This window comes from Flavobacterium commune (assembly GCF_001857965.1).
GTDB lineage: Bacteria > Bacteroidota > Bacteroidia > Flavobacteriales > Flavobacteriaceae > Flavobacterium > Flavobacterium commune.
Genome location: NZ_CP017774.1, coordinates 1,687,859 through 1,714,643 on the forward strand (window position 1 = coordinate 1,687,859; position 26,785 = coordinate 1,714,643).

Below are 26,785 nucleotides of genomic sequence, written 5' to 3' on the forward strand. Positions count from 1 at the left end.
AAATGTTAAGGTGGTTTTAAAAAATGTAAACGTTTACAAATTTTGATTTGCTCTTTAAAAATAGTGAACCATTAAAAAAATAAATAGTATGAAGAGCTTTACTTTCGATTTCTCAGTTACAAATAGAAATAATAAACCAAACTTAAATAATTAATTTTTTAACCAAAAAGAAACACACTTATGAAACAAACATTTAAAATAGTGTTTAGTGTATTACTGTTCAGTATTATGTGTCTGAATGGTTTTGCTCAAAATGCAGCTGAAAGGACTGCTATCACTGGAAAGGTGGTGGACAAAGATGGGCTGGGAGTTATAGGTCTTAATGTTGTCGAAAAAGGAACAAAACACGCTGTTTTGACTGATATTGATGGTAACTATAAAATTCAGGTTCCTAAAGGAGCGGTGTTACAGTTTACTTTTATTGGGATGAAAACCCAGGAAAGAACAGTGGGTACTGCTACAACAATTAATTTAACGATGCAGGAAGATACTTCTACTTTGAACGAGGTAATAGTTGTAGGTTATGGTACTCAGAAAAAATCAAATTTAACAGCTGCTGTGGCAACTATTAATCCGGAAACGGTTCAGGATTTACCTGTATCTAATTTGTCAGAAGCTTTAAGAGGGTTGACTCCGGGGTTATCTGTAAGTAATGCCAATGGTTCTAGCCGTCCAGGAGGAGCTGCTGATATTCAAATTCGTCAAAGTTATGGGTTTTCTAAAGATGGAAACTCTACTATTCCGTTGATTATAATCGATGATATGATTCAGATAGATACGGAAACAGGTAAGCCTTCTCAGGAAGCTTTTAATAGATTAGATCCTTCTGAAATTGAGAGTATTACAATTTTGAAAGACGGTTCGGCTGCAATCTATGGTTCTCGTGCATCACAAGGAGCGATTATTGTGAAAACCAAAAGAGGTAAAGAAGGAAAAGCTAAGTTTACTTATTATTCTCAATTTGCAGTTAATGATGCGATTAGTCATGTGAAAACAATGAATGCTTATGAACATGGAATTTGGAAAAACAGATTCTTAAATTCTAATTTGAATCCAACACCAGCTAATTATTTTTCAGCAGATGAGTTAGAACAAATGAAAGGTTTGAATTATGATTGGTTAAAAGAAGCCTGGAAACCGGCTACCCAACAAAGACATGTTTTGAATGTGAGTGGTGGTACTGATAAGGCAACTTATTTTGCCGGATTAACTTATTTTACTCAAGGGGCTAATTTAGGGGAGCAGGATTACAATAGATGGAATTTCCGTACAGGAACTAATGTTAAAGTAAGTAATAGTTTGGATTTTTCTGCTTCTATTGGTATTAGTACATTGGATGTGCAAAAATCATTTTCAAAAGCTTCGGCAAACTTGAATGATAGTAGTTTTGGTTCTCTTGGTGGTGGAGAGCAAGCTGATTATATGTATTTATTGCACATGCCTAAATATGTTCCTTGGCAAACTACTTATAATGGTAAAGAGTATTGGATGTCACCATTCCCTCGTACCGATCGTAATTTAGGTAGTGCTAATGCAAATACTACTATTGCAGGATGGAACTATTTTGCGACTCAGGAAGTTGGTAAACAAATTGACCAAGAATTCTCATATAATGTGAATTTGAATTTGACCTACAAAGTGCCTTTTATTAAAGGAATGTCGGTTAAAGGAAGTTATGCCAGAAGTCAATCCAGTGCAAATACTGAACAAGTTCAGTTGCCTTATGATTTACTTAGAATTACAAATCATCACTTAGAGGGTAATCATCTTTTAAATCCCAATTCTACTTATGCTAACAATGGTTTACCAGAAACCAACATTCGTGGTTCAAGAGTATATTATAATACTGATTTAAGTAATTTAATTCAGGCAAACATTTTTGCTAATTATGCTAGAACTTTTGGAGATCATGATCTTGATGCTATGGTAGGTATGGAGCGTTCTGATTCAGAGTACAAAAATGTTCGTTTGGCTTATGAGGGAACTGGAAAAGATTATGTAGGTTCTAGCACAACTGCTGGGCCGATAAGTACTAACTCAACGGCTGACAAAGGAGAGGCTGGAACACTTTCTTACTTAGGGCGTTTGAATTATAGTTTTAAGGATAAGTATTTGTTATCGTTGATTTTTAGAAGTGATGCTTCAACTAAGTTTGCGCCTGAAAATTATCGAGCATTCTTTCCTGGAGCTCAGGTGGGTTGGGTAGTGTCTAAGGAAAATTGGTTTGCTGATAATGTATCATGGGTAGATAACCTTAAATTGCGTTATTCCGTAGGTAAAACAGGAAATGATAATCTACAAATGTGGCGTTGGTTGCAATTATGGGAAACTATAGTTGATAAAGGAGCTCAATTTGGAAGTGCAGGGGGTACATTAGGGCCTGGTGTAACTCCTAGGGTTACTCCAAATAGAGATGTAAGATGGGATGCTACTTTGAAACATAACTATGGTGTTGATTTAGCCGTATTAGATAATAGGTTGCAAATTACAGCTGATTATTATTTTGATAAAAAAACAGATATGTTGATTACTTTAGCTACTCAGGCTGGTACTCCAATTTCTGTAGGAGGTGCAACTGCTGAGTCAAATTATGCAGCAATTAATACATGGGGAACTGAATTTTCTGTAAATTGGAGAGACAATATAAAAGATAATTTCAGTTACAATGTTGGTGTTAACTTTGGTTTTTCAAATAATGAAATTAAAAAATACCCAGAGGCGGCTTTAGGTGATCCTGCAAATAATGCTAGGGTTGCAGGTAGTTCAATGTTTACTCCAGTTTGGGGATTCAAAACATGGAAAGAAACTTCAACAGGAGACGGTATTTTGCGTACCGATGAGGATGTTACTAACTATTGGAATTATTTAACAGAACGTGCTACAGCAGTTGGAGGAACTCCAAATTACATGAATATTACCAGTGTAACCAATATGAGAAAAGGGATGTTGGCCTATCAAGATGTAGCGGGTGCTTTTGATCCTGCTACGGGAGAGAGACGTGCTGCTGATGGAAAAATCACTAGACTTGATGATTATCAAAAGTTAGTTAACCAAAATAGAACTTATGGTTTTACTACTAACTTAGGAATGAAATACAAAAGCTTTTATTTAAGATCTCAAATATCTACTTCTTGGGGAGGTTACAATACATTAGATATGGTAAAACAAGGAACTTCTTCTGCACATAATGATTGGGCTCATGAAATTTTCTGGAATGACATGTATGATGCTACTGATAATCCAGATGGAAAATATCCTAACATGGGGCAACAGGATTATATATTTGCACCATCTGATTTCTGGCAATTGAACACATTCAGATGTGTGATTAGAAATTTAACAGTAGGTTTTGCTATTCCAAAAGAAGCACTTAAATCTATAAAAATTGATGGACTTAATTTTGGTATTACAGGTAATAATCTTTGGGATTTGTACAATCCATATCCTAATAAATACCGTAATATGTATGATGATTCATCTACAAAATATCCAACACTTAGAACTTGGTCGCTTAGTATGAATGTATCATTCTAATTTTAATTTAATTACAATTATGAAAACAAAAATTAATAAATATATAGTACTGTCACTATTAGTGGTTCTGGGGGTTGTTTCTTCCTGTAGTGATGATTTTTTAGAGGATAAAAAACAATATAAGTACTTTGATGAAGAGTTTTATCAAAACGAGGATCGTGTTACTCAATATGTGAATAATTTGTATTTTGATTTTTTCGATGCCTATAAATCGCCAACTGCAATTAGAGTAGGTTCTTATACTACAACAGAAACTTCATATACAGAAGAAATAGGAGGGATTTCAAATTTGATTAATCCTAATGTTAGTTTGGTAAATGCACAAGATGGTTCGGGTTATTATGGGCCGGCTTTAAGGGATGCTTTTGATAATGTGCCTTACAATCGAATTAGAGATTGTAATGCTATGTTAGAAAATATTGATGTTTTAGGGGCTAATTTACCACAGCTTTTTCGTGATAGAATAAAAGGACAAATGTATTACTTAAGAGCACTACAGTATTATGACTTAATGCGTACTTTTGGTGGAGTTCCTATTGTAACCACAGTTCAGATTGCTACTAATACAGATGAATCTATCAAATTGCCTAGAGCTACAGTTACGCAAGTGGTGAATCAGATAGTTGCTGACTTAGATCAAGCAGCAACTTTATTGCCTCCAAATTGGGATAATGCTAATTATGGACGTTTTACCAAAGGTGCTGCTTTAGCTCAAAAATCTCGTGTATTATTGACTTATGCTAGCCCTTTATTTAACAAAAATTGGGATGATTCATCTATTGCGAATGGTTATAAAGGTGATAAAAACAGATGGCAAGATGCTTTAGATGCAGGATTAGCTGCCGAAACGCAATTAACTGCTGATGGCTATGGCTTATATGGGACAAATGCTAAACAATGGGCTGAAATGTTTTATATTAATAATAATGCTTTTAATAAAGAAGCAATTACTATTAAACTTTTATCAGATGGTAATACAGGGTCATTGTATTCAAATAATTCTTGGGAAAGAACAATTCGTTTGGCTAGTCAAGGAGGTCAAGGTAGTGGAGGTGTTGATGTTCCAAAAAGAATGATTGATTTGTTTCCTATGAAAGACGGTACACGTCCAATGGATATTAATGGTACGGCCATTAATACTTATAATCCATTCTTGTTCTTTAAAGATCGTGATCCTCGTTTTTACAGAACTTTCGGTTTTTCAGGATGTTTCTGGCCATATAACAATACCATTACTACATCGACTACTCAACCTACAGTATGGGCATACCGTTGGTCAACTAATGCAACTACAGGTGTAGCGTATAGTATGGGTAATGATGTGTCAAGTCCAGCCTTTGTTCGTAAAATGTCAAGTCCTACGGTTAGTAATGCATCAAATTTCCAGTTTTCAGGTACGGATATTATGGAATACCGTTATGCTGAATTATTGTTGAATATTGCCGAGTGTTATGCTGCTAAAGGAGATATTTCAAATACTATAACGTATTTAGGTAAAATTAGAAATCGTGTAGGAATTCCTGCCGCTAACAATTATGGTATTGGAACTTTAGCTACTAAATATGCTGCTTTAGAAGCTTGTTTGTATGAACGTAGCGTAGAGTTAGCGTATGAAGGTAAACGTTTTTATGATATTCAACGTTGGATGTTATATAGCGATGATGCGACTATAAATGATAACACAAATTCTAAGCTAGGTATCCCTGTAATAAATGGCACACAACGTATAGGTAACTATCTACATTATAAATTAGGAACTAGTGCAGCTAATACAGATCCATTAGCTACTGCGCGTGCTTCTATTTCAGTAGATCCTGATGCTGCAAATTTTGCTACTCAAATTACGGCTTTGGCAACTTTTTACACAACTAACTTTGAATTACGTTCTCCTCCAACACCAATGGATCAAGTAGGTAATGTGGCAACTAATATTGATTGGAAATCACATTATTATATCATGGGACTTAATCTTACAGTTTTGTCTCAAAATCCATGGTTAACACAAACTAAGGGTTGGAATGATGCTTCTGGTAATACAGGCACTTTCAATTATCAAGAATAACTAATTATATAATAGAAATGCCTGAATAATTTCAGGCATTTCTTCTTTTAAACCACCAAATTTTAATCTAATTAATAGCAATTCTAACCCAATTTTTTTATTAATTAAGAATAATTTTAAAATGAACAAATTAAATTTTTTATTAGCTTTTTTAGTTTTGGGAAGTGCGAATTGTTTTGCACAATACCCGAAAATATCACCTGAGGTTCAGGCGAGAGAAAATGCGATTAAGGCGGAAGCGGAGAAACTTTCAAATGAGGCTTGGGAAAAAGCTAAAGTAATTGTGGAACAGCAAGAGCGAGAAGGTAAACCTTTTATTCCTTGGGCATCCAGACCAACTGATTTGCCACAGGCTTCCATTCCTGCTTTTCCAGGTGCTGAAGGAGGAGGAATGTATAGTTTTGGTGGTCACGGAGGTAAGGTTTATACTGTGACAAGTTTAGAGGACAGAGGACCGGGTACCTTGCGTGAAGCTTTGGAACAAGGTGGAGCGAGAATCATCGTTTTTAATGTTTCAGGAATTATTAAATTAAAAAGTCCGTTAATTGTTCGTGCTCCTTATGTAACTATTGCCGGGCAAACTGCTCCCGGAGACGGAATTTGTGTAGCTGGTGAAACCATTTGGATTGATACACATGATGTGGTTATTCGTCACATGCGTTTTCGTAGAGGAGAAACTTTCGTAGGTCGTCGTGACGATGCTATTGGTGGAAATCCGGTTGGAAATATCATTATCGATCACGTATCAGCCACTTGGGGATTAGATGAAAATATGTCTTTTTATAGACACATGTATGATGATGGTACAGGTATTCCGGAGAAAAAATTCCCAACCGTAAATGTTACAATTCAAAACAGCTTGTTTGCCGAAGGATTAGATACTTACAACCATGCTTTTGGTAGTACTTTAGGAGGCGAAAATTGTTCTTTCGTTAGAAATTTATGGTCTTCTAATACAGGTAGAAATCCATCTATTGGTTGGAACGGAATCTTTAATTTTGCCAATAATGTGATTTTTAACTGGGTAAATCGTTCTATAGACGGTGGAGATTATACTGCTCAATACAATATTATAAACAACTATTTCAAGCCAGGTCCGGCTACAGATAAAAATGATCCTATTAGCTACCGAATTTTAAAACCGGAATCGGGTAGAAGTAAATTACCTTATGTGGTTTTTGGTAGAGCTTATGTGAACGGAAACGTGGTGGAAGGCAATGAAAAAGTGTCTAATGACAACTGGGCTGGTGGAGTGCAAATGGAAAACAAAAAGGGAAATCCTATGACATTTGAAGAGGCTTCAACTTATTTTGCTAAGATGAAAGTAAATAAACCAATGCCAATGCCTTGGTTAAAAAAGTTTATGACTGCTAATGAAACTTATGATTATGTTCTTAAGAATGTAGGAGCTAATTTGCCATTACGTGATCCTGTTGATACTCGTATCTTAAGAGTGGTTAAAACAGGTGTTCCAGAATATGCCAAAGGTTTAGAGAAGAAAACTTTTTATCAGTTTGAACATAGACGTCTTGGACCTGATTCGTATAAATTAGGAATTATTACTGATATTGCTCAAGTAGGTGGTTATCCTGAATACAAAGGAAAAGCTTATAAAGATTCGGATAATGATGGTATGCCAGACGCTTGGGAGAAAAAATACGGATTGAATCCTAATGATGCTTCTGATGCTAATGGAGATTTAAATGGTGATGGTTATACAAACATCGAAAAGTACATTAATGGCATAGATCCTACTAAAAAAGTAGATTGGAAAAACTTAGATAATAATGAAGATACTTTGGCTAAAATCGAACAAGGATTAGCCGAGTATAAGAAATAATTTAATTGTAAATGGCACACTTCTTGCTTCGTCTGTAACTGATGAAGCAAGAATTTTGCTTTATAATCCTTAAGTTTTTAAAAAATATAGAAGATGAAAATGTACAAGAAATTAACCGTAGCGGTTTTATTCCTTTTTCTGGGTACCAATGTAGTTTTGGCACAAAAAGGATATGATCCGGAATATGTAAAAGTGACAAATGAAAGAGCTCAAAAAATAGTTGATGATTTGAAATTAAATTCAAAAGAAGATCAATTAGCCGTTAGAGATATAATTGCTGAGCAATACCGTTCGTTGAATACAATTCATGAATCTCGTGATGCTAAAATTGATGCTGCTAAAAAAGCAGTTACTGATAAAGACCAACAGCAAAAAGCAATTGACAAATTAAAAAATGATGCTGATAAAAAAATCCTGTCGCTTCATAAATCATATCTGAAAAAGTTGAGTAAAAAGCTAACTAACAGCCAAATTGTTCAGGTCAAAGACGGGATGACTTATGGCGTATTGCCTATTACTGTTTTAGGTTACAATGATATGTTGCCTAATTTAACTGCTGAGCAAAAAAAATACATCTATGACGCACTTGTGGAAGCAAGAGAACACGCTATGGATGGTGGTACTTCTAAAGAAAAGCATGCTTGGTTTGGGAAATACAAAGGAAGAATCAACAATTACCTTTCTAAACAAGGTTACGATTTGAACAAAGAAAGTGCTGATTGGCACAAACGTTTGGAAGAAAGAGAGAAAAACAAAAAGAAGTAGATCAAAACTATTCATTTTATGTCATTCCGAGGAACGAAGGAATCACACTAGGTACTCATCTTATGTGACTCCTCTTTCGTCGAACTCGAACGATAGTGAACAGGTGAAGCAATTACAAAACGATGCAATTTGACTTATTCAGTTATATTGTTCGAATTAATAATTGATTTACTGTATCAATTCTATTTTCGAATCAATAATTCATTCTTAATCCCTCAAAAATGAAGTACTATTTAAAATATTTGTTCAACTTAAGTATTGTTTTATTTAGTTGTTCAGCAATTCATGCCCAATATCCGGATATTCCAAAAGAAATTCAGGATAAAACCGATGCTGTTTTAGCACAGGAAGAAGCAAGATTAGCTAAAATTTGGGCTGATAATGCTGATGTAATCAAAAAAGAAACACTCCAAGGTCGTCCCTATTTGCCTTGGGCATCTTACCCAAAAGATTTTGTTCATGCCAGCATTCCTGCTTTCCCGGGAGCCGAAGGCGGAGGCGCTTTTACTCCGGGTGGTCGTGGCGGTAAACTATTTGTAGTGAGCAGCTTAGAAGACAGCGGTGTGGGAACTTTTAGAGAAGCCTGTGAAGCCGTTGGAGCAAGAACTATTGTTTTTAACGTTTCGGGAATTATCAAATTAAAGAAACCTATCGCTCTTCGTGCACCTTATGTAACCATTGCAGGTCAAACCGCTCCGGGTGACGGAATTTGTATTGCAGGAGAGTCATTATTGATAGATACACATGATGTTGTTATCAGACACATGCGTTTTAGAAGAGGAGCCACTGAAGTAACTCGTAGAGATGATGCGTTAGGCGGAAATGTAATTGGGAATGTTATTATTGATCATTGTTCGATGAGTTGGGGATTAGACGAAAATATTTCGTTGTACCGTCATCAGTTTCAGGCTAATGAAAAATCTAAATTAGAAAAATTACCGGCTTGTAATATTACTATTCAGAACACTATTTCGTCAGAAGGTTTAGATACTTACAACCACGCTTTTGGAAGTACCATTGGAGGGCTAAACAGTACTTTTATGCGTAATCTTTGGGCTAATAATATTTCGAGAAACTGCTCTATCGGGATGTATGGCGATTTTAACTTTGTAAACAACGTGGTTTTCAATTGGTGGAATCGTTCATTGGATGGAGGTGATTATCGTTCGATGTTTAATATCATCAACAATTATTTCAAACCGGGACCTATTACGCCAAAAGGGGAGCCGATTAGCTACCGCATCTTAAAACCGGAATCAGGTTATATGGTTCCAAAGACTTTTGGACGTGCTTATGTAAACGGAAATTTTATAGATGGTGTTCCCGAAGTAACTAAAGACAACTGGAATGGTGGGGTGCAATTAGAGAATCTTTCTTTTGAAGAAGCCAAAGATAAATTGGCTTATATTAAACAAAGTAAAGCATTCCCGATGCCACAAATTACCATTATGAGTGCTGAGGCGGCTTATGAATTTGTATTGAACAATGTTGGTGCTACTTTACCAAAGAGAGATGCAGTTGATGAACGAGTAATTAAACAAGTTCGCACAGGAACTATTGAGTACAAAGACGGCTTGGAAAACAGTATTGGAAAAGAATTTATCAAAAGAAGATTGCCGGCCGATTCTTATAAAAAAGGAATTATAACGCATCCGGATCAAGTGGGCGGTTATCCTAATTATAAAGGAAAAGCTTATAAAGATTCAGATAATGACGGTATTCCGGATGCCTGGGAGAAAAAATACGGTTTAAATCCTAAAGATGCTTCGGATGCTAATGGCGATTTGAATGGAGACGGCTACACTAATATTGAAAAATATATTAACGGAATTGATCCTAATCAAAAAGTAGATTGGACAAATCCTGCAAATAATAAAGAAACTCTAAATCAATCATTATTAAATTAATACGAAGCTTTATGTTGAAAAAAATCAATAAATTACAGCTGTTATTTTTGATGTGTATTGGTTTTGTTGCCACTGCGCAACAGCATGAAGTTAAAGATTACATAAATGATATTAACGAACGCGCTGCAACTATAGTATCTAAATTAGATATCAATGATGCTGATAAAAAAGAAGTCAAAACAATTGTTCTTAAGCAATATATTAATATTGAAAAAATCGAATTCAAAAGAGATTCTCAATTAGAAAAACTTAAAAAAACAGTAACTGATCAGGAGGAACAGAAGTTAAAATCAGAAGAAGTTTGGGTAAAATATAAAGCTTCGATTAGTAAATTGCATGATTCTTATTTGGATAAATTATCTAAAAAATTAAATGAATTGCAAATAGTTCAGGTCAAAGATGCAATGACTTATCATGTTATGCCTAAAACATATCATAATTTTCTGGATATGTTTCAGAATCTTAAAGATGTTCAAAAAAAGATGATTTATGATCATTTGGTTGAAGCAAGAGAAAATGCTATGAATGTGGGAACTCATAAATGGCAATTTCAATGGTTTGCTAAATACAGAGGAAAAATAAATAACATCTTGGCTTCACAAGGAATTGAATTGCATCATACAAGCAAAGCCTGGGAGAAAAAGCAATTAGAGAAAAAGAATCATTTGAAGTAATTCTTTTAGATAAATTTTAAAACCACTTCAACGTGAATTTTATAAAACTTAAATATAGAATACTATCAAAACAGGATGTAATTATTATTTCCTGTTTTGTTTTGTTTTTTAGTTTCCAAAGTAGTTTTGCTCAAAATAACTTTCCTACCATTATCAAAGATAAGGCTGGGAAAATAGTTAGAACTCAGGATAACTCAGGAAATCAAATACCTGATTTTTCATTTGCGGGTTATCGCGCAGCCCAATATGCAATTCCTACTATTGCTGTCAAAGCATTTGTTCCAAATATTTCGGGAGATGCTACTGCAACTATTCAGGCAGCAATAGATTATGTGGCTACACTTAAAGTTGATGCCAATGGTTTTAGAGGAACAGTACTTTTAGACAAAGGAACTTATACCGTTTCGGGAATTATTAATATCAATGTAAGCGGAATTGTTTTAAGAGGAAGCGGAGCTGGAAACAACGGTACAATTATACTGGGAACTGGAACTAATAGAGAAGCGATTGTCAATATTTCGGGAAAAGCTAATCGTGTTTTGAAAGATAAATTTCAACTGGCCGATGAATATACTCCTTTGGGAAGTACTACTATTTCATTAAAAAATGGTACGACTATTAAAAAAGGCGATCATATTTTGATTAATACTCCTATCAGTCAGCAGTGGATAGAAAGTCTTGGTATGACCGAATACGGGGCAGAAACGGGATGGATAGGTTGGAAAAAAGATGACTTTGTAATTCGTGCCGATAGAGAGGTAAATCAGGTACAGAATAACAAAATCACTATCGATGCTCCATTGACTAATGCTTTGAACGAAAAATTATCTCAATCGGAAGTGGTAGTTTACAATTGGTCAGGTAGAATTAATAGTATTGGAGTTGAAAATCTGACTTTAAAATCAGATTTTGACACTACAAATCCTAAAGACGAACAACACAGATGGCATGGTGTTTCGATACAAAATACCGAAGATGCCTGGGTAAGACAAGTGAACTTCGAGCAGTTTGCCGGTGGTGCAGTTTCGATATTAAAATCGGCTAAAAGAATCACCGTTGAAGATTGTATCTCTTTGAATCCAATTTCAGAAATTGCCGCTTTCAGAAGAAATACTTTTTATACCGAAGGCCAGCAAACCTTATTTCAACGTTGCTATTCTGAATATGGATATAATGATTTTGCTGTTGGTGGTTATGCTACGGCAGGGCCAAATGTCTTTTTACAATGTCAGTCTTATTTGCCTTATAGTTTTAGTGGTTCCATAGGAAGCTGGGCTACAGGAATGTTATTTGATGTAGTTTTAATTGACGGTAATGCCATCAGTTTTAAAAACAAAGAACAGGATGCCCGTGGATTGGGATGGAATGCTGCCAATAGTGTTATTTGGGAATCTTCGGCCTCTAAAATCGAAAATTACAGTCCGCCTACAGCCGATAACTGGGCTTTTGGAGTCTGGGCACAATGGGCTGGAAACGGTCATTGGACTGATGTTAATAATCATATTTCGCCTAGAAGTTTGTATTATGCTTTATTGGAACAACGCCTTGGGAAATTACCAATGCAGGCTCAAATTTTAGACTTAGGAACAGAACCTTCTTCAAGTCCTACAATTGAACAGGCAGCAATTTTAACTGCCGAATCCCGCAAGAAACAAACTACCCTGAAACAATGGATTGAGGAGGCTGCAACCAGAAATCCAATTGGAGTTGATTATTCGAAAGCAAAACAGTTTAGTGAAGTAAAGGCAGAAGCCAAATCAACAGAAGTTACTTCCAAAATCACGATTAAAAACGGACTTTTAGTTACCAATAAAGGATTGCTTGCGGGCGAAACTATTGATGTTCCTTGGTGGAGAGGAAGTTTGCGTGAGTCGGAAATAGCAAAAGCAAGACCGCATATTACGCGTTTTGTACCGGGACATTATGGTGTGGGTTATACCGATAATTTATCCGAAACAGTTCAGTTTTTAGTGGATAATAACAAAGTGGCTTTGGATCATAATTATGGTTTATGGTACGAACAACGTATGGCAGACCACGAGCGTATTCGCAGAATGGATGCCGATGTTTGGGCACCTTTTTACGAACAACCTTTTGACAGAACAGGACAAGGTACTGCCTGGGATCATTTGAGTAAATACGATTTGACAAGATTCAATACCTGGTATTGGGATCGTTTGAAAACTTTTGCTGATTTAGCTGCTCAACAAAATAAAATATTGATGAATCAACAGTATTTTCAGCATAATATTTTAGAAGCGGGAGCACATTGGTCAAGTTCTCCTTGGCGTCCGGCCAATAATATTAATAACACAGGGCTTCCTGAACCACCGCCTTATATGGGTGATAAAAGAATTTTTATTGCCGAACAATTCTATGATATTAAAAATGAGAATATCAAGAAATTACATCAGGGCTTTATCGAAAAAAGCTTAGAAAACTTTAAGGATAATGCTAATGTGATTCAGTTTACAAGTGCCGAATATACAGGCCCATTGTCCTTCATGCAATTTTGGATAGACGTAATGGCTAATTACAAAAAAGCACATCAAAACCAATCTAAAATCGCTTTGAGTGCTACTAAAGATGTGCAGGATGCTGTTTTAAATGATGCCTCTAGATCTGCGGTAGTTGATGTAATCGATATTAGATATTGGTATTATAAAGAAGACGGAAGTTTGTATGCTCCTGAAGGCGGAAAAAACCTGGCGCCAAGGCAACACGCCCGACATATGAAAGTGGGTAAAGAAACCTACGAACAAACTTACAGAGCGGTTCGCGAATACCGAGATAAATATGCCGATAAAGCGGTTATTTATAATACGCCCGGAGCAAATAGATTTGGTTGGTCAGTGTTAATGGCAGGAGGTTCTTTGCCGGCAATTCCTGAGATTGCAATTTCCGGTTTTTATGAATCATTGGCAAACATGAAAACAGCCAAGGATGAGAACTATAACAGTGCGATTTGGACTTTAAAAGATGATGGAAAAGCTTATCTTTTTTATCTGTTAAAAGCCAATAAAGCGACAGTTGATTTATCACAGTATAGCGGTACTTTTGAGGTATATTGGATTAATCCTGAAAAAGGAAATGTTATTTCTAAAGAAACAATTCAAGGAAAATCAGTACATACTTTGACAGTACCTGAAGGAAAAGAAACTAAAATAGTAGCATATATTAAAAAGAAATAAAAATGAAAATAATGATTTCTAAAAAGAAGATTGGTAAAATAATTACTCTTGCAGGATTGAGTTTTGCGAGTATTTGTTCTAATGCACAGAACACTGTAAAACCTTTACAAAACCTTCAAATCACTGCAAACAAACAGTATTTTCAAACAGAGGATGGAAAACCATTTTTCTGGTTAGGTGATACAGGCTGGTTGGCATTCAGTAAACTGGATAGAGAAGGAGTAAAAAAATATTTTGAAGATCGAAAAGCAAAAGGATTCAATGTTGTTCAGGTTATGGTATTGCATAATTTGAATGCTGTAAATGTGTATGGTGCTCAGGCATTAATGAATGATAATTTAACACATCAGATTACTTCGCCTGGTAACGATCCAAATAATGCTTCTGAATATGATTATTGGGATCATGTAGATTATACTTTGGATGTAGCGCAACAAAACGGAATTTATGTTGCAATGGTTCCTGTTTGGGGTACAAATGTGAGTAAAAAAGACAGTAAGGTAACGAAAGATCAAGCTGAAAAATACGCTAAATTTTTAGCAGATAGATATAAAAAACGTACTAATGTAATTTGGTTAAACGGTGGTGATACTAAAGGAAATGAATTTCAAGACATTTGGAATGCCATTGGAACAACTTTAAAAACATCTAATCCAAATCAATTAGTAACTTTTCATCCATTTGGAAGAACAGATTCATCTGAGAATTTCCATAACGCCACTTGGTTAGATTTCAATATGTTTCAATCTGGACATAAAACGTATGCACAGGAAACAGATCCTACTGCTTTTAAAGAAGACAATTACAAATTTGTTTTAAGAGATTTAGAATTAAAACCTAAAAAACCAACACTTGACGGAGAACCATCTTATGAAGGAATTCCTCATGGTTTACACGACACTTTACAGCCAAAATGGAATGCTAATGATGTACGTCGTTACGGATATTGGTCGGTACTTTCGGGAGCTGCAGGATATACATACGGACACAGTGCTGTAATGCAGTTTTTCAGAAAAGGAGATAATCCGGCTTATGGGAATAAAGTACTTTGGAATGATGCAATAAATGATACTGGAGCAGGACAAATGATTTACATCAAAAAATTGATAGAGGAATTTCCTTTTACTGAAGGTGTTGCCGATGCTTCGATAATTGCTAATCAGGGTACAAAATACGATTATTTGCCAGCTATAAAAGGCAAAAAATATGCTTTGATTTATACTTATAACGGAAGAAAATTAGCCATAAATCTTGGTAAAATAGAAGGAAATAAAGTAACTGCAAGCTGGTACAACCCAAGAAACGGAGAAAAAACACCAATTGGCGTTTTTGATAACAAAGGAAAAAAAGAATTCCAGCCTTCTGGGAAAAAAGAAGATGGAAATGACTGGGTACTAATTTTAGAATCAGTTTATCCAAAAATATAATCTGCATAAATCTGTCGAATCTGCGTGAAACAAAATAATAACACTATGAAAATTAAAAACATACTTATCATTCTCTGTTTTATTACAGGACTAAACACTGCTTTCGCAAATGAGGGTTGGATAAACATTCTTAAAGCTGGTGGAAACAACAAAGGAATCCTGTGTACAAAAGCAATTCAAGGTGCTATTGATAAAGCATCAACTAATGATGGAGGCGGAACTGTTTATTTTCCTGCCGGAAATTATTTAACAGGTGCTTTAAAATTAAAAAGCAACATCACAATTTATTTGGATGCCGGGGCAGTTTTAAAATTTTCTGAGAATTTTGATGATTACCTGCCTTATGTAGAAATGCGTTATGAAGGTATCATGATGAAAACTTTTTCGCCATTATTTTATGCTAAAGATGCCGAAAACATTAGCATCAAAGGAAGAGGAGTAATCGACGGACAGGGAAAAGTCTGGTGGAATGAAGTGTACCGAATTGAAACTGCCAAAGGACCAATTCCTTTAACAAAATGGCAAAAAATGTGGGACGAACAAAATCCTGCAATTGGTTATGAACCATATTATAAAAGAACCATGGATAAAAAGTTCTTCAGACCTTCTTTTTTCCAGGTGCTTAATTGTAAGAACATTTTAATAGAAGGAGTTACTTTTCAAAATTCTCCTTTTTGGACGATAAATCCGGAGTTTTGTGAGAACATAACCATTACTGGAATTACAATCAACAATCCGCATTCGCCTAATACCGACGGAATCAATCCTTCGTCTTGCAAAAATGTACACATTTCTAATTGTCACATTAGCGTAGGAGATGATTGTATTACCATTAAATCAGGAAGAGATGCCGATGGTAGAAAATATGGTGTAGCTACCGAGAACGTAACAATTACCAATTGTACGATGTTGAGTGGTCACGGTGGAGTTGTTATTGGAAGTGAAATGTCGGGTGGAATCAAAAAAATCACGATTTCAAATTGTGTTTTTGACGGTACCGACAGAGGAATCCGATTGAAATCGGCTCGTGGTCGTGGAGGTGTTGTCGAAGACATTCGTGTTGACAATATCGTGATGAAAAACATCAAAGAAAATGCTATTATCATGGATTTGTTTTATGATAAATCAAGTAAAGAAGAACCGGTTTCGGAGCGAACACCTATTTTTAGAAACATTCACATCAGTAATTTAACAGGAACTGATGTTAAAAAAGCTGGATCTATTGTTGGGATTTCTGAAATGCCAGTTCAAAATATTTCTTTTTCGAACATAAATATCCAGTCTGAAGACGGATTTACATTGAACACCACAGATAATGTTGAATTTCACGATGTAAAAGTTACCACTAAAATGGGGGCTTCTTTCGAAATCGAAAATTCAAATAATTTGATTTTAGACAATGTGGCTACAATGAAACCAATTGCCAATACCCCATTGATTAAATTAACGGATGTTTCAAACATGATGATTAATAATAATTTTCCAATGTTTGCTACTGATATTTTCTTAGAAGCCGATGGTGCTAAAACCAAAGGAATTTATTTAAAGAATAACGTTTTTAACAATGTGAAAAAAGTAGTAAACAAAGGAGCAGCATTAAACGCAGCAGCCATTGTTGAATAAAAGGATTAATTTGATGAAAAAAATTACAATAGCATTATTAGTATTAGTTGGTTTATCCAGTTGTGTTTCTAAAAAAGCAGAAGCTTATCTGTTTACTTCTTTTAGAGAACCGGCTACTGATGGATTGTATTTGGCTTCCAGTGAAGACGGTTACCATTGGAAAGATTTGGGCGGGCCTTACTTAAAACCTGAAGCCGGAAAGAGTAAAATCATGAGAGATCCTTCCATTGTAAAAGGAAAAAATGATGTGTATCACATGGTTTGGACAACCGATTGGAAAGGTGGGGACGGTTTTGGTTATGCCAGTTCTAAAGATTTAATCCATTGGTCAGAACAACAATACATCCACGTGATGAAGAACGAACCTGAGGTAGTTAATGTCTGGGCTCCTGAAATTTTTTATGATGATGAGCAGGATCGTTATATTATCATTTGGGCTTCTACTATTCCTTTCCGTTTTGCAAAAGGAGTGGAAGAAGAGAAAAACAATCATCGAATGTATTATGTAACGACTAAGGATTTCAAGACTTTTTCGGATACCAAATTGTTTTTCGAACCTGGTTTTAGCGTAATTGATTGTGTGTTGTTAAAACGTGCTAAAAACGATTATGTTTTGGTTTTAAAGGACAATACCCGACCGATGCGAAATATAAAAGTGGCTTTTGGAAAAACACCTCTGGGACCATTCGAAAATATTTCAAATCCCTTAACCGATTATTTGTCGGAAGGGCCTACAGTAGTGAATTTAGGCAAAGACTGGTTGATTTATTACGATAACTACGGAGCTAAAAATTACCAGGCCATTCGAACTGCTGATTTTAAAAATTTTGAAAACGTAAGTTCAAAAATTAAACTTCCGGAAGGTCATAAACACGGAACGATTACAACTATTTCAAAGAAAACTTTGAAAGCTTTAATTGAAAAGAAGTAAAATATAATGCCACAGATTAAAAGGATTAGAAATCTTGGAAATCCGTAAAATCTGTGGCAAAAATAAAATTAAAGAACAATGATTCTATTTCAAAATATAAAAAGCAATATTGCAACAGCAACAACAATTTTATTGACTTGTGGTGCAATTCATTCTGCAGTTGCTCAAAATGATACCATAAAATATGTTGGTAAAACACTTTCTAATGTCGATTACCATCATGGACAATTGAGTCCGGCTGTGGGGGTTCACGCTACGCAAATTATGCGTGCCAGTCGTGAGCATCCTGAAAAAGCAGATGGTTTTGGTTGGACCTACAATCATCAGTCAATGATGGCATATTGGAATAATACTTTTTATTTACATTATTTGAGTGATCCTTCTGGTGAGCACATTCCGCCGAGCCAGACTTTTTTGATGACTTCCAAAGATGGGGTCAACTGGACAAAACCTAAGGTGCTTTTTCCTATTTACCGTGTTCCTGACGGATTTAAAAAAACAGAGGTAGAAGGAGTGGCTAAAAATCTGGATGCTATTATGCACCAACGTATGGGATTTTATGTTTCTTCGGATAACAGATTACTTTCTTTAGGTTATTACGGAGTAGCCATGGATAAAAAAGACGACCCTAATGACGGGAAAGGAATTGGTCGTGTGGTGAGGGAAATTTACAAAGACGGAACTTTTGGACCAATTTATTTTATCAGATACAATAAAACAGGAAATCCACTGCCAACAACGTTTCCGTTTTATAAAAAGAGTAAAGACAAAAAATTCATCAAAGCCTGCGATGAGTTACTTTCTAAACCTTTGTTAATGCAACAATGGGTGGAAGAAGCCGACAGGGATGACGAATTAATTCCGTTAAAGAAACAATACAAAGCTTTCAATTATTATCATTTGCCTAACGGAAATGTAGTGGGACTTTGGAAATTTGCTTTGACATCTTTAAGTAAAGACAATGGAAAAACCTGGGAATACACCCCTTTGCGTGCGCCTGGTTTTGTAAACAGCAATGCTAAAATCTGGGGACAAAAAACATCTGATAACCGTTATGCAACAGTGTATAATCCTTCAGAATACCGTTGGCCATTGGCAATTTCTACCTCTGATGACGGTTTAAATTATAAAGATTTGTTGTTAGTTCACGGCGAAATCAGTCCGATGCGTTACGGTGGAAACTACAAATCGGCAGGTCCACAGTATGTACGAGGAATTCTGGAAGGCAACGGAACGCCACCCGATGGTAAACTTTGGGTGAGTTACAGTGTGAACAAAGAAGATATTTGGGTCGCTTCAATTCCGGTTCCGGTAACCAGTGAGGTGAAAGAAAATGCCAACGATGTTTTCAATAATTTGCCAAATGGCGATGAATTGAAACTGTGGAATACCTATGATTTGGCATGGGCTTCTGCTAAAATAGAAAAGAAAGCCGATGGACAAAAAGCCCTGACTCTTCGAGATCAGGATGCTTTCGATTATTCCCGAGCTGAACGTGTGATTCCGTTTGCCCAAAAAATGGAAGCTACTTTTACCGTAGTTCCTGAACAAAATAATAATGGTCTTTTACAGGTTGAATTCCAAAATAAACAAGGACTTCCTGCTATTCGAATTGTATTTGATTCGGATGGGGAAATAAAAGTTAAACACGGGGCTCGTCATGGTGGAATTGGCAAGTATGAGGCAGGAAAAGAATATAAGCTTACCGTAAAGTTAGATGTTACTTCCCGTTCTTATACGATTCAGGTGAACGATAGTAAAGAAACCTTTAAGATATTCTATGCTCCGGTTGATGGTATATCACGCATTATGTTCCGTACAGGAGAGCAACGTTATACGCCAAATCCAGATACAGAACCGGATACCCCGGACTTTGTTGATTTGCCTGATACAGGTAAATTAATTCCGGAGGCTGTTTTTAATATCAAATCTTTGGTTACTAAAAAATTATAGAACACAGATGTAACGGATTCGCTATCGCGAAGACGCAGATTAATACAGATTTTAAAAATCCGTTTTTATCCGCGTTTTTACAAAGTAAATCCGTGGCATCAGTGTACTAATCTCAACAATAAGAAATGAAGAATTTAAAATCCATATTATTTCTGCTTTGTCTATTAGTAGCTTTTAGTTCTAATGGACAAATTGCTGTTAGCCATTTAACATGCAATAGCGCTACAAATCCTTTGGCGATAAGTGCGCAAACTCCTGTTTTTAGTTGGCAATTAAGTTCTAAAGATTTCAATGTTTCTCAAACGGCTTATCAGTTATTGATAGCTTCTTCTGAAGAGAAACTAAAGAAGAACGAAGGAGATGTTTGGGATAGCGGAAAAGTAGTTTCTGCTGCAAGTCAGGATGTGCGTTATAATGGCAAAGGCTTAAAAAGCGAAATCAAGTATTTTTGGAAAGTAAGGGTTTGGTCGAATGATAAAAAAGCTTCTAATTGGAGTGTCGCAGCTTATTTCAGAACGCAACCTTCGGATTTGAATCCAACTTGGATTGGTGCCATTACAAAAGCAGATAGTCATTTGCCGGAAGGCCGGAATTATCATGCTGTTACTTTCAAAAAAGAGAAAAAACAAGCCATTATTGATGCCTCTGATTCTTTGTCGCGAAGAAGTATTCAATTGCGTAAATCATTTGTTGTTTCGAAAAAAATAAAAGAAGCCGTGGTTTATGTTTCTGGATTGGGACATTATGAGTTGACACTGAATGGAAAAAAAGTAGGTAATAGTGTGTTTGCACCTTTGTGGACGGATTATGACAAAACCGTTTATTACAATACTTACGAAATCAATGCAAACGAATTGCTGAAAGGCGAGAATGTTCTTGGGGTTTTATTGGGTAACGGAATGTATAATATGCTTGCTGAAAGGTATGCAAAATTCTTTGTGAGTTTTGGTCCGCCAACCTTGTTTCTGAAAATGAAAGTGGTGTACGAAGACGGTTCGGAACAAATTATAAAAACTGATAAAAGCTGGAAATATTCTAAAAGCCCGATTACTTTCAACAGTATTTTTGGAGGCGAAGATTACAATGCCAATTTAGAGCAGAAAGGCTGGAATAGGACTGGTTTTAATGACAAAGATTGGAAAGCAGTTGTCGTTCAGGAATCACCAAAAGGCGTTTTAAGAGCGCAGCAAACGACTCCAATACAAATTGAAGAGCAATTTGGCGTTAAAGCAGTGACGGAACCACAGGTTGGAGTTCGTGTTTTTAATATGGGACAAAATTTATCCGGTTTTCCAACGATAAAAGTAAAAGGAAAAAAAGGACAAACGGTACGCATTTGGGTTGGTGAAGGATTGAATGACGATGGAACCGTCGGTCAGGGAAGATCTGGAAAACCCTATTATTTTGATTATACTTTAAAAGGTGAAGGTGTAGAAGAATGGCAGCCAAGATTTAGCTATTATGGTTACCAATATATTCAAATTGAAGGTGTGAATTACAAAGAAACAAAGGATTTTTCGTTGCCAACAATTGTAGATTTAAAATCTAATTTCATTTATAATTCGGCAGGAACAGCTGGAAGTTTTACTTCTTCGAATGAAATTTTTAATAAAACACACGAGTTGATTAATAATGCCATTAAGAGTAATTTTCAATCTGTGTTGACCGATTGTCCGCATAGAGAAAAACTGGGTTGGCTTGAAGAATCACATCTAAACGGTCCCGGATTAATTTACAATTACAATCTGAAAAATTATATTCCGTCCATCATGCAAAACATTGCCGATGCACAGCGTGAAAACGGCATGATTCCTACTATTGCGCCGGAATATGTGATTTTTGGTGGCGATTTTACCGATTCGCCTGAATGGGGTGTGGCAGGTGTAATTTTGCCTTGGATGTATTATGAATATTATGGCGATGATTCTTTGTTGAAAGAATATTATCCTGTAATGAAAAAATATGTGGATTACCTGACTTCAAAGGCAGACAAAGGCATTGTTTCTTATGGCTTGGGCGATTGGTATGACTACGGAGAACATGCGGCGGGTTATTCTAAAAACAGTCCGATAGCACTTTCCGCTACATCACATTATTATTTTGGAGTCGATTTGCTGGCTAAGGCTGCGAAGCTATTAAATAAGAAAGAAGATGCCGTTACTTACGAAAATTTAGCAATAAGTGTAAAAAAAGCATTTAATGGCAAGTTCTTTGATACAAAGACGAAACAATATGGCACAGGAAGTCAGTTTAGCAATGCTATTCCGTTGTTTTTAGGTATGGTGGCGAAAGAAGATAAGCAGGCTGTTTTAGATAATTTGGTTAATGACATCAAAGCCAGAAATTATCGATTGACCACTGGCGATGTGGGGAATCGTTATTTATTTCAGGTTTTGGCCGATAATGGGCTGAATGAGGTAATGTACAAAATGCACAATCATTATGATGCTCCGGGTTATGGTTTCCAAATTAAATTTGGCTTGACCACCTTAACGGAGCAATGGGATCCGAGAAAAGGAAATTCATGGAACCATTTTATGATGGGGCAAATTGAGGAATGGTTTTATGAAAGTTTAGTAGGGATTGTTCCTGATGAAACGAATCCAGGATTCAAACATTTCTTCCTGCAACCGGAAATTTTAGGTGATATGACTTTTGTAAAAGGAAGTTACAATTCGGTTTTTGGGGAAATTGCTTCTGAATGGGAGAAAAAAGAAGATAAAGTATCTTTTAAATTTACGATTCCGGCTAATACCACGGCAACAGTAAAATTGCCGGTAAAAAAGAATGCAGTTATCAAAGTAAATGGTAAAATACTAAGCGATTCTAAAAATGTTCTGAAAGTTTTAACTAATGAAGAAAAAGCTTCATTTGTTTTAGGTTCAGGAATGTATGTTGTAGAATGTGCTTTGTAAATGAAAATAAAATGATAAATTTAAGGATGAAAAGGAATAAAATGAAGAAGTTGTTTATTGTGGTATTGCTATTTTTGTTGCTGCCAAAGGTAGAAGCACAAACATCGGATGATAATTATAAAGAACCGATAGTAAAGGCTATCAAAACAATAGAATCTATTTTTAAAATAACCATCATCGACAAAGATGGTTTGCTAAAAGGCAAGGAACTGGATTATGCCGAATGGAGAATTCGTCAGGGCAATTTGGATGTTTCATTGACAGCCATTTTAGCGCCATTTGATCTTACTTTTTTTAAAGAAAACGATTCAACTTATGCTATTCGAAAATTTGAATATGCCAGAAGATCGGCTACTATTGGAAAAGAACGTTTAGAATTTTTGGCTGATTTGTATCCTAATTTAAAAGCTTGGGAAACCAGAAAAGCCGATTTAAAACAATGCATCATTAGTTCCATTGGTTTAGACAAAGCACCGCCGATGCCAAAGGGAAAGCCAATTTTAACCCCAAAAAGAATCTATAAAGATTACAGTGTGGAGAATATTGGTTTAGAAATTATTCCGGGTGTTTATGTAACAGGTTCTATTTATAAACCCTATCCTTTAAAAGGAAAAGTGCCGGTGGTAATTACGCCAAATGGGCATTTTGGTGATGGAAGATATAGAAAAGACCAGCAATTGCGTTGCGCTATGTTAGCAAAAATGGGAGCTGTGGTAGTTGATTTTGATTTGTTTGCCTGGGGCGAATCTACTTTGCAATTTGAATCTACTTTGCATCGAAATAGTATTGCGCAAACCATTCAGGTTTTAAGTGCAGAAAGATTGTTAGATTATTTGACAACACAAAAATATGCCGACATGAACCGAGTGGGAGTAACTGGTGGTTCAGGCGGTGGTTCGATGACAATGTTCCTGGCAGCGATTGATGACAGAATAAAAGTTTCGGTTCCAGTGGTGATGACTTCTTCTCATTTTGTGGGCGGTTGTCCTTGCGAAAGTGGTCGCGGTTTACACCTTTGTGGAAACGGAACTAACAATGCTGAAATTGCAGCCATGGCAGCTCCAAAACCACAGTTGATTGTTTCCGATGGTGGCGATTGGACGGCTACAGTGCCGGAATTAGAATTTCCATTTATTCAAAAAACCTATGGTATGTATGGAAAACAAAGTTTGGTTGAAAATGTACATTTTCCTAAAGAAGGACATAATTATGGAGAGTCAAAACGCATGGCGATGTATCCTTTTATGGCGAAATATTTAGGTTTGGATATTAGCAAAGTAAAAAACAGCAAAGGCGAAATAGATGAATCGACTTGCGTAATTGAACCAACAGAAAAGTTATTGGTTTTTGGTACTAAAGGCGAAAAGTTACCGGCAAATGCTTTAAAAGATATTAATGAATTGTATGCCCTTTTTGGCGAAAAAAACGAAAAAGTATATGAAGTTAAGAAATAATATAGCGAAAATAATATTTGTATTATCGGCTTTTGTGGTAACGTTTACATTTCAGGCGCAATCAAAATCCGATTTAAAACTTTGGTACAATAAACCCGCAGCTATCTGGAACGAAGCCCTGCCTTTGGGTAATGGTCGTTTAGGAGCGATGGTTTTTGGAGATCCGTCAATTGAAAGATTACAATTAAACGAAGAAACTATTTGGGCTGGTTCGCCAAATACTAATGCGCATTCAAAATCATTGGAAGCTTTGCCGGTTGTTAGAAAATTAGTTTTCGAAGGCAAATTCAAAGAAGCTCAGGATTTGGCAACCCGCGATATTATGTCGCAAACCAATGACGGAATGCCATACCAGACTTTTGGAAGCGTTTATATTTCGTTTAACGGACATAATGATTACAAAAACTATTATAGAGATTTAGATATTTCTAATGCCACTGCTTCGGTACAATACGAAGTAGATGGTGTGACTTACAAGAGAGAAGTCTTGACTTCTTTTTCTGATCAGGTGATTGCAGTGAAATTATCGGCAAGTAAAGCTGGAAAAATCACTTGTAATGTAATGATGAACAGCCCGATTGATAAAACAGTTTCTTTTTCAGACAGCAACGAGATTGTAATGACAGGAACGGGAACTAATTTTGAAGGAGTAAAAGGAAAAGTGAAATTTGAAGGGCGTTTGGCAGTTCAAAATAAAGGCGGAAAAGTAACTTCTAAAAATGGTGTTGTAAGCATTAATGGTGCCGATGAAGCGACTTTGTACATTTCGATTGCGACCAATTTTGTGGACTATAAAACTTTGGATGAAGATCAAACTCCAAAATGTAAAAAATATTTAGCAGTGGCTTTGCCAAAAGATTTCGAAACCATTAAAAAGAATCATGTAGCTTTTTATCAAAAGTACTTCGATCGTGTGAGTTTAGATTTAGGTTCAAATGTTAATGCAAAGAAACCTACAGACGAACGTATTCGTGATTTTAAGAATCAATTTGATCCGCAACTGGCAGCGCTGTATTTTCAGTTTGGACGTTATTTGTTGATTTCTTCTTCGCAACCGGGTGGTCAGCCGGCTAATTTACAGGGGATTTGGAACGATATGGTTTCTCCGCCTTGGGATAGTAAATACACCATGAATATCAATGCAGAGATGAATTATTGGCCGTCTGAGGTTACCAATCTTTCTGAAATGCACGAGCCGTTTATCCAAATGGCAAAAGAATTGAGTGTTACCGGTGCCGAAACAGCAAAAACAATGTATAATGCCCGCGGTTGGGTCTTGCATCATAATACCGATATTTGGCGCGTAACCGCTCCTGTAGATCAGGCAGCTTCAGGAATGTGGCCAACAGGTGGCGCCTGGGTTTGTCAGGATTTGTGGGAACGTTATTTGTACACCGGTGATAAAAAATATTTAAACGAAATTTATCCGGTGATGAAAGGAGCGGCTCAGTTCTTTTTAGATTTTATGATTCAAGATCCAAATACAGGTTATTTGGTGGTAGTGCCTTCTTCTTCGCCTGAGAATGTTCATGCCGGTGAGGATGGAAAATCGACCATTGCTTCGGGAACAACTATGGATAATCAGTTGGTTTTTGATTTATTTACTAATGTGATGAAAGCTTCAGCTTTGGTTTCTCCAGATGCAGCTTTTACTAAAAAATTGAAGGAAGCTTTGGCTAAAATGCCTCCGATGAAAGTGGGAAAACACAATCAGTTACAGGAATGGCAGGAAGATTGGGACAATCCAAAAGACAATCACCGTCATGTTTCGCATTTATACGGTTTGTTTCCGAGTAATCAAATTTCACCAATTAAAACACCTGAATTATTTGAAGCGGCTAAACAATCCTTGATTTACAGAACAGATGAATCGACAGGATGGTCTATGGGTTGGAAAGTTAATTTATGGGCTCGTTTACTAGACGGAAATCACGCTTATAAATTAATTCAGGACCAATTGCATTTGGTAACCGCTGACCAACGCAAAGGTGGAGGAACTTACCCAAATATGCTTGACGCCCATCAGCCATTTCAGATTGACGGTAACTTTGGATGTACTGCCGGAATTGCCGAAATGCTGATGCAATCTCAGGAAGATGCGATTCATTTATTACCGGCCTTGCCAACGGTTTGGAAAGAAGGAAGCATCAAAGGTTTGGTAACCCGAGGCGGATTTGTAATTGATATGACCTGGAAAAACAATAAAGTTTCGACTTTGAAAGTGTATTCAAAATTAGGAGGAAACTGCCGATTGAAATTGGAAAATACATTAAAAGCAGAAAAAGGAATTGCGTTTAAAAAAGCAAAAGGTAAAAACCCGAATCCGTTGTTTTATGAGGTTGAAGTAAAGAAACCAATCATTTCTAAAGAAGCAAAATTGCCTAAAGTGCAATTGCCAAAGTATAATGAATATGATGTGGAAATGAAAGCTGGGCAGACTTATACTTTTTATGGGAATTAATGGTCATTGCGAGGAACGAAGCAATCTCATAACGTGAGCAACAGATGT

The 26,785-nt window shown here is 36.0% G+C and carries 14 protein-coding genes; all 14 read left to right on the top strand.

Annotated features, from left to right (window positions below):
- Positions 1-180: 180 nt before the first annotated feature.
- The 14 genes from BIW12_RS07090 (at position 181) to BIW12_RS07155 (ending at position 26,737) form a co-directional block, all read left to right on the top strand.
- On the top strand, positions 181-3,534 hold the full coding sequence (locus BIW12_RS07090; RefSeq protein ID WP_071184480.1) for a SusC/RagA family TonB-linked outer membrane protein: 3,354 nt from the start codon (positions 181-183) through the stop codon (positions 3,532-3,534).
- A gap of 19 nt (positions 3,535-3,553) precedes the next feature.
- On the top strand, positions 3,554-5,596 hold the full coding sequence (locus tag BIW12_RS07095; protein ID WP_083382168.1) for a RagB/SusD family nutrient uptake outer membrane protein: 2,043 nt from the start codon (positions 3,554-3,556) through the stop codon (positions 5,594-5,596).
- A gap of 121 nt (positions 5,597-5,717) precedes the next feature.
- Positions 5,718-7,436 (top strand): polysaccharide lyase, encoded by a 1,719-nt coding sequence (locus BIW12_RS07100; RefSeq protein WP_071184481.1) that lies wholly within the window; start codon positions 5,718-5,720, stop codon positions 7,434-7,436.
- Positions 7,437-7,529: 93 nt separating this feature from the next.
- Complete coding sequence (locus BIW12_RS07105) at positions 7,530-8,201, top strand: DUF3826 domain-containing protein (protein WP_232227172.1); 672 nt, start codon at positions 7,530-7,532, stop codon at positions 8,199-8,201.
- A 221-nt stretch (positions 8,202-8,422) separates the two neighbouring features.
- A complete protein-coding gene (locus tag BIW12_RS07110; RefSeq protein ID WP_071184482.1) occupies positions 8,423-10,108 on the top strand; it encodes a thrombospondin type 3 repeat-containing protein in 1,686 nt (561 codons plus the stop codon).
- Between the two features lie 11 nt (positions 10,109-10,119).
- Entirely contained in the window at positions 10,120-10,782 is a 663-nt protein-coding gene (locus BIW12_RS07115; RefSeq protein WP_071184483.1) for a DUF3826 domain-containing protein, read from the top strand.
- 32 nt (positions 10,783-10,814) lie between these two features.
- On the top strand, positions 10,815-13,973 hold the full coding sequence (locus BIW12_RS07120; RefSeq protein ID WP_071184484.1) for a DUF6298 domain-containing protein: 3,159 nt from the start codon (positions 10,815-10,817) through the stop codon (positions 13,971-13,973).
- 2 nt (positions 13,974-13,975) lie between these two features.
- On the top strand, positions 13,976-15,400 hold the full coding sequence (locus BIW12_RS07125) for a glycoside hydrolase family 140 protein (protein WP_232227174.1): 1,425 nt from the start codon (positions 13,976-13,978) through the stop codon (positions 15,398-15,400).
- Between the two features lie 45 nt (positions 15,401-15,445).
- Positions 15,446-17,023, top strand: coding sequence for a glycoside hydrolase family 28 protein (locus tag BIW12_RS07130; protein WP_071184485.1), 1,578 nt, complete (start codon positions 15,446-15,448; stop codon positions 17,021-17,023).
- A gap of 13 nt (positions 17,024-17,036) precedes the next feature.
- Complete coding sequence (locus BIW12_RS07135) at positions 17,037-17,954, top strand: glycoside hydrolase family 43 protein (RefSeq protein ID WP_071184486.1); 918 nt, start codon at positions 17,037-17,039, stop codon at positions 17,952-17,954.
- Positions 17,955-18,032: 78 nt separating this feature from the next.
- Positions 18,033-19,907: a sialidase family protein gene (locus tag BIW12_RS07140; RefSeq protein WP_071184487.1), complete on the top strand. Its 1,875-nt coding sequence runs from the start codon at positions 18,033-18,035 to the stop codon at positions 19,905-19,907.
- Between the two features lie 125 nt (positions 19,908-20,032).
- A complete protein-coding gene (locus tag BIW12_RS07145) occupies positions 20,033-22,822 on the top strand; it encodes a glycoside hydrolase family 78 protein (RefSeq protein WP_071184488.1) in 2,790 nt (929 codons plus the stop codon).
- Between the two features lie 41 nt (positions 22,823-22,863).
- Entirely contained in the window at positions 22,864-24,276 is a 1,413-nt protein-coding gene (locus BIW12_RS07150) for an alpha/beta hydrolase family protein (protein WP_071186206.1), read from the top strand.
- Entirely contained in the window at positions 24,260-26,737 is a 2,478-nt protein-coding gene (locus BIW12_RS07155; protein WP_071184489.1) for a glycoside hydrolase family 95 protein, read from the top strand. The genes BIW12_RS07150 and BIW12_RS07155 overlap by 17 nt, the downstream gene beginning before the upstream one ends.
- Positions 26,738-26,785 lie beyond the last annotated feature (48 nt).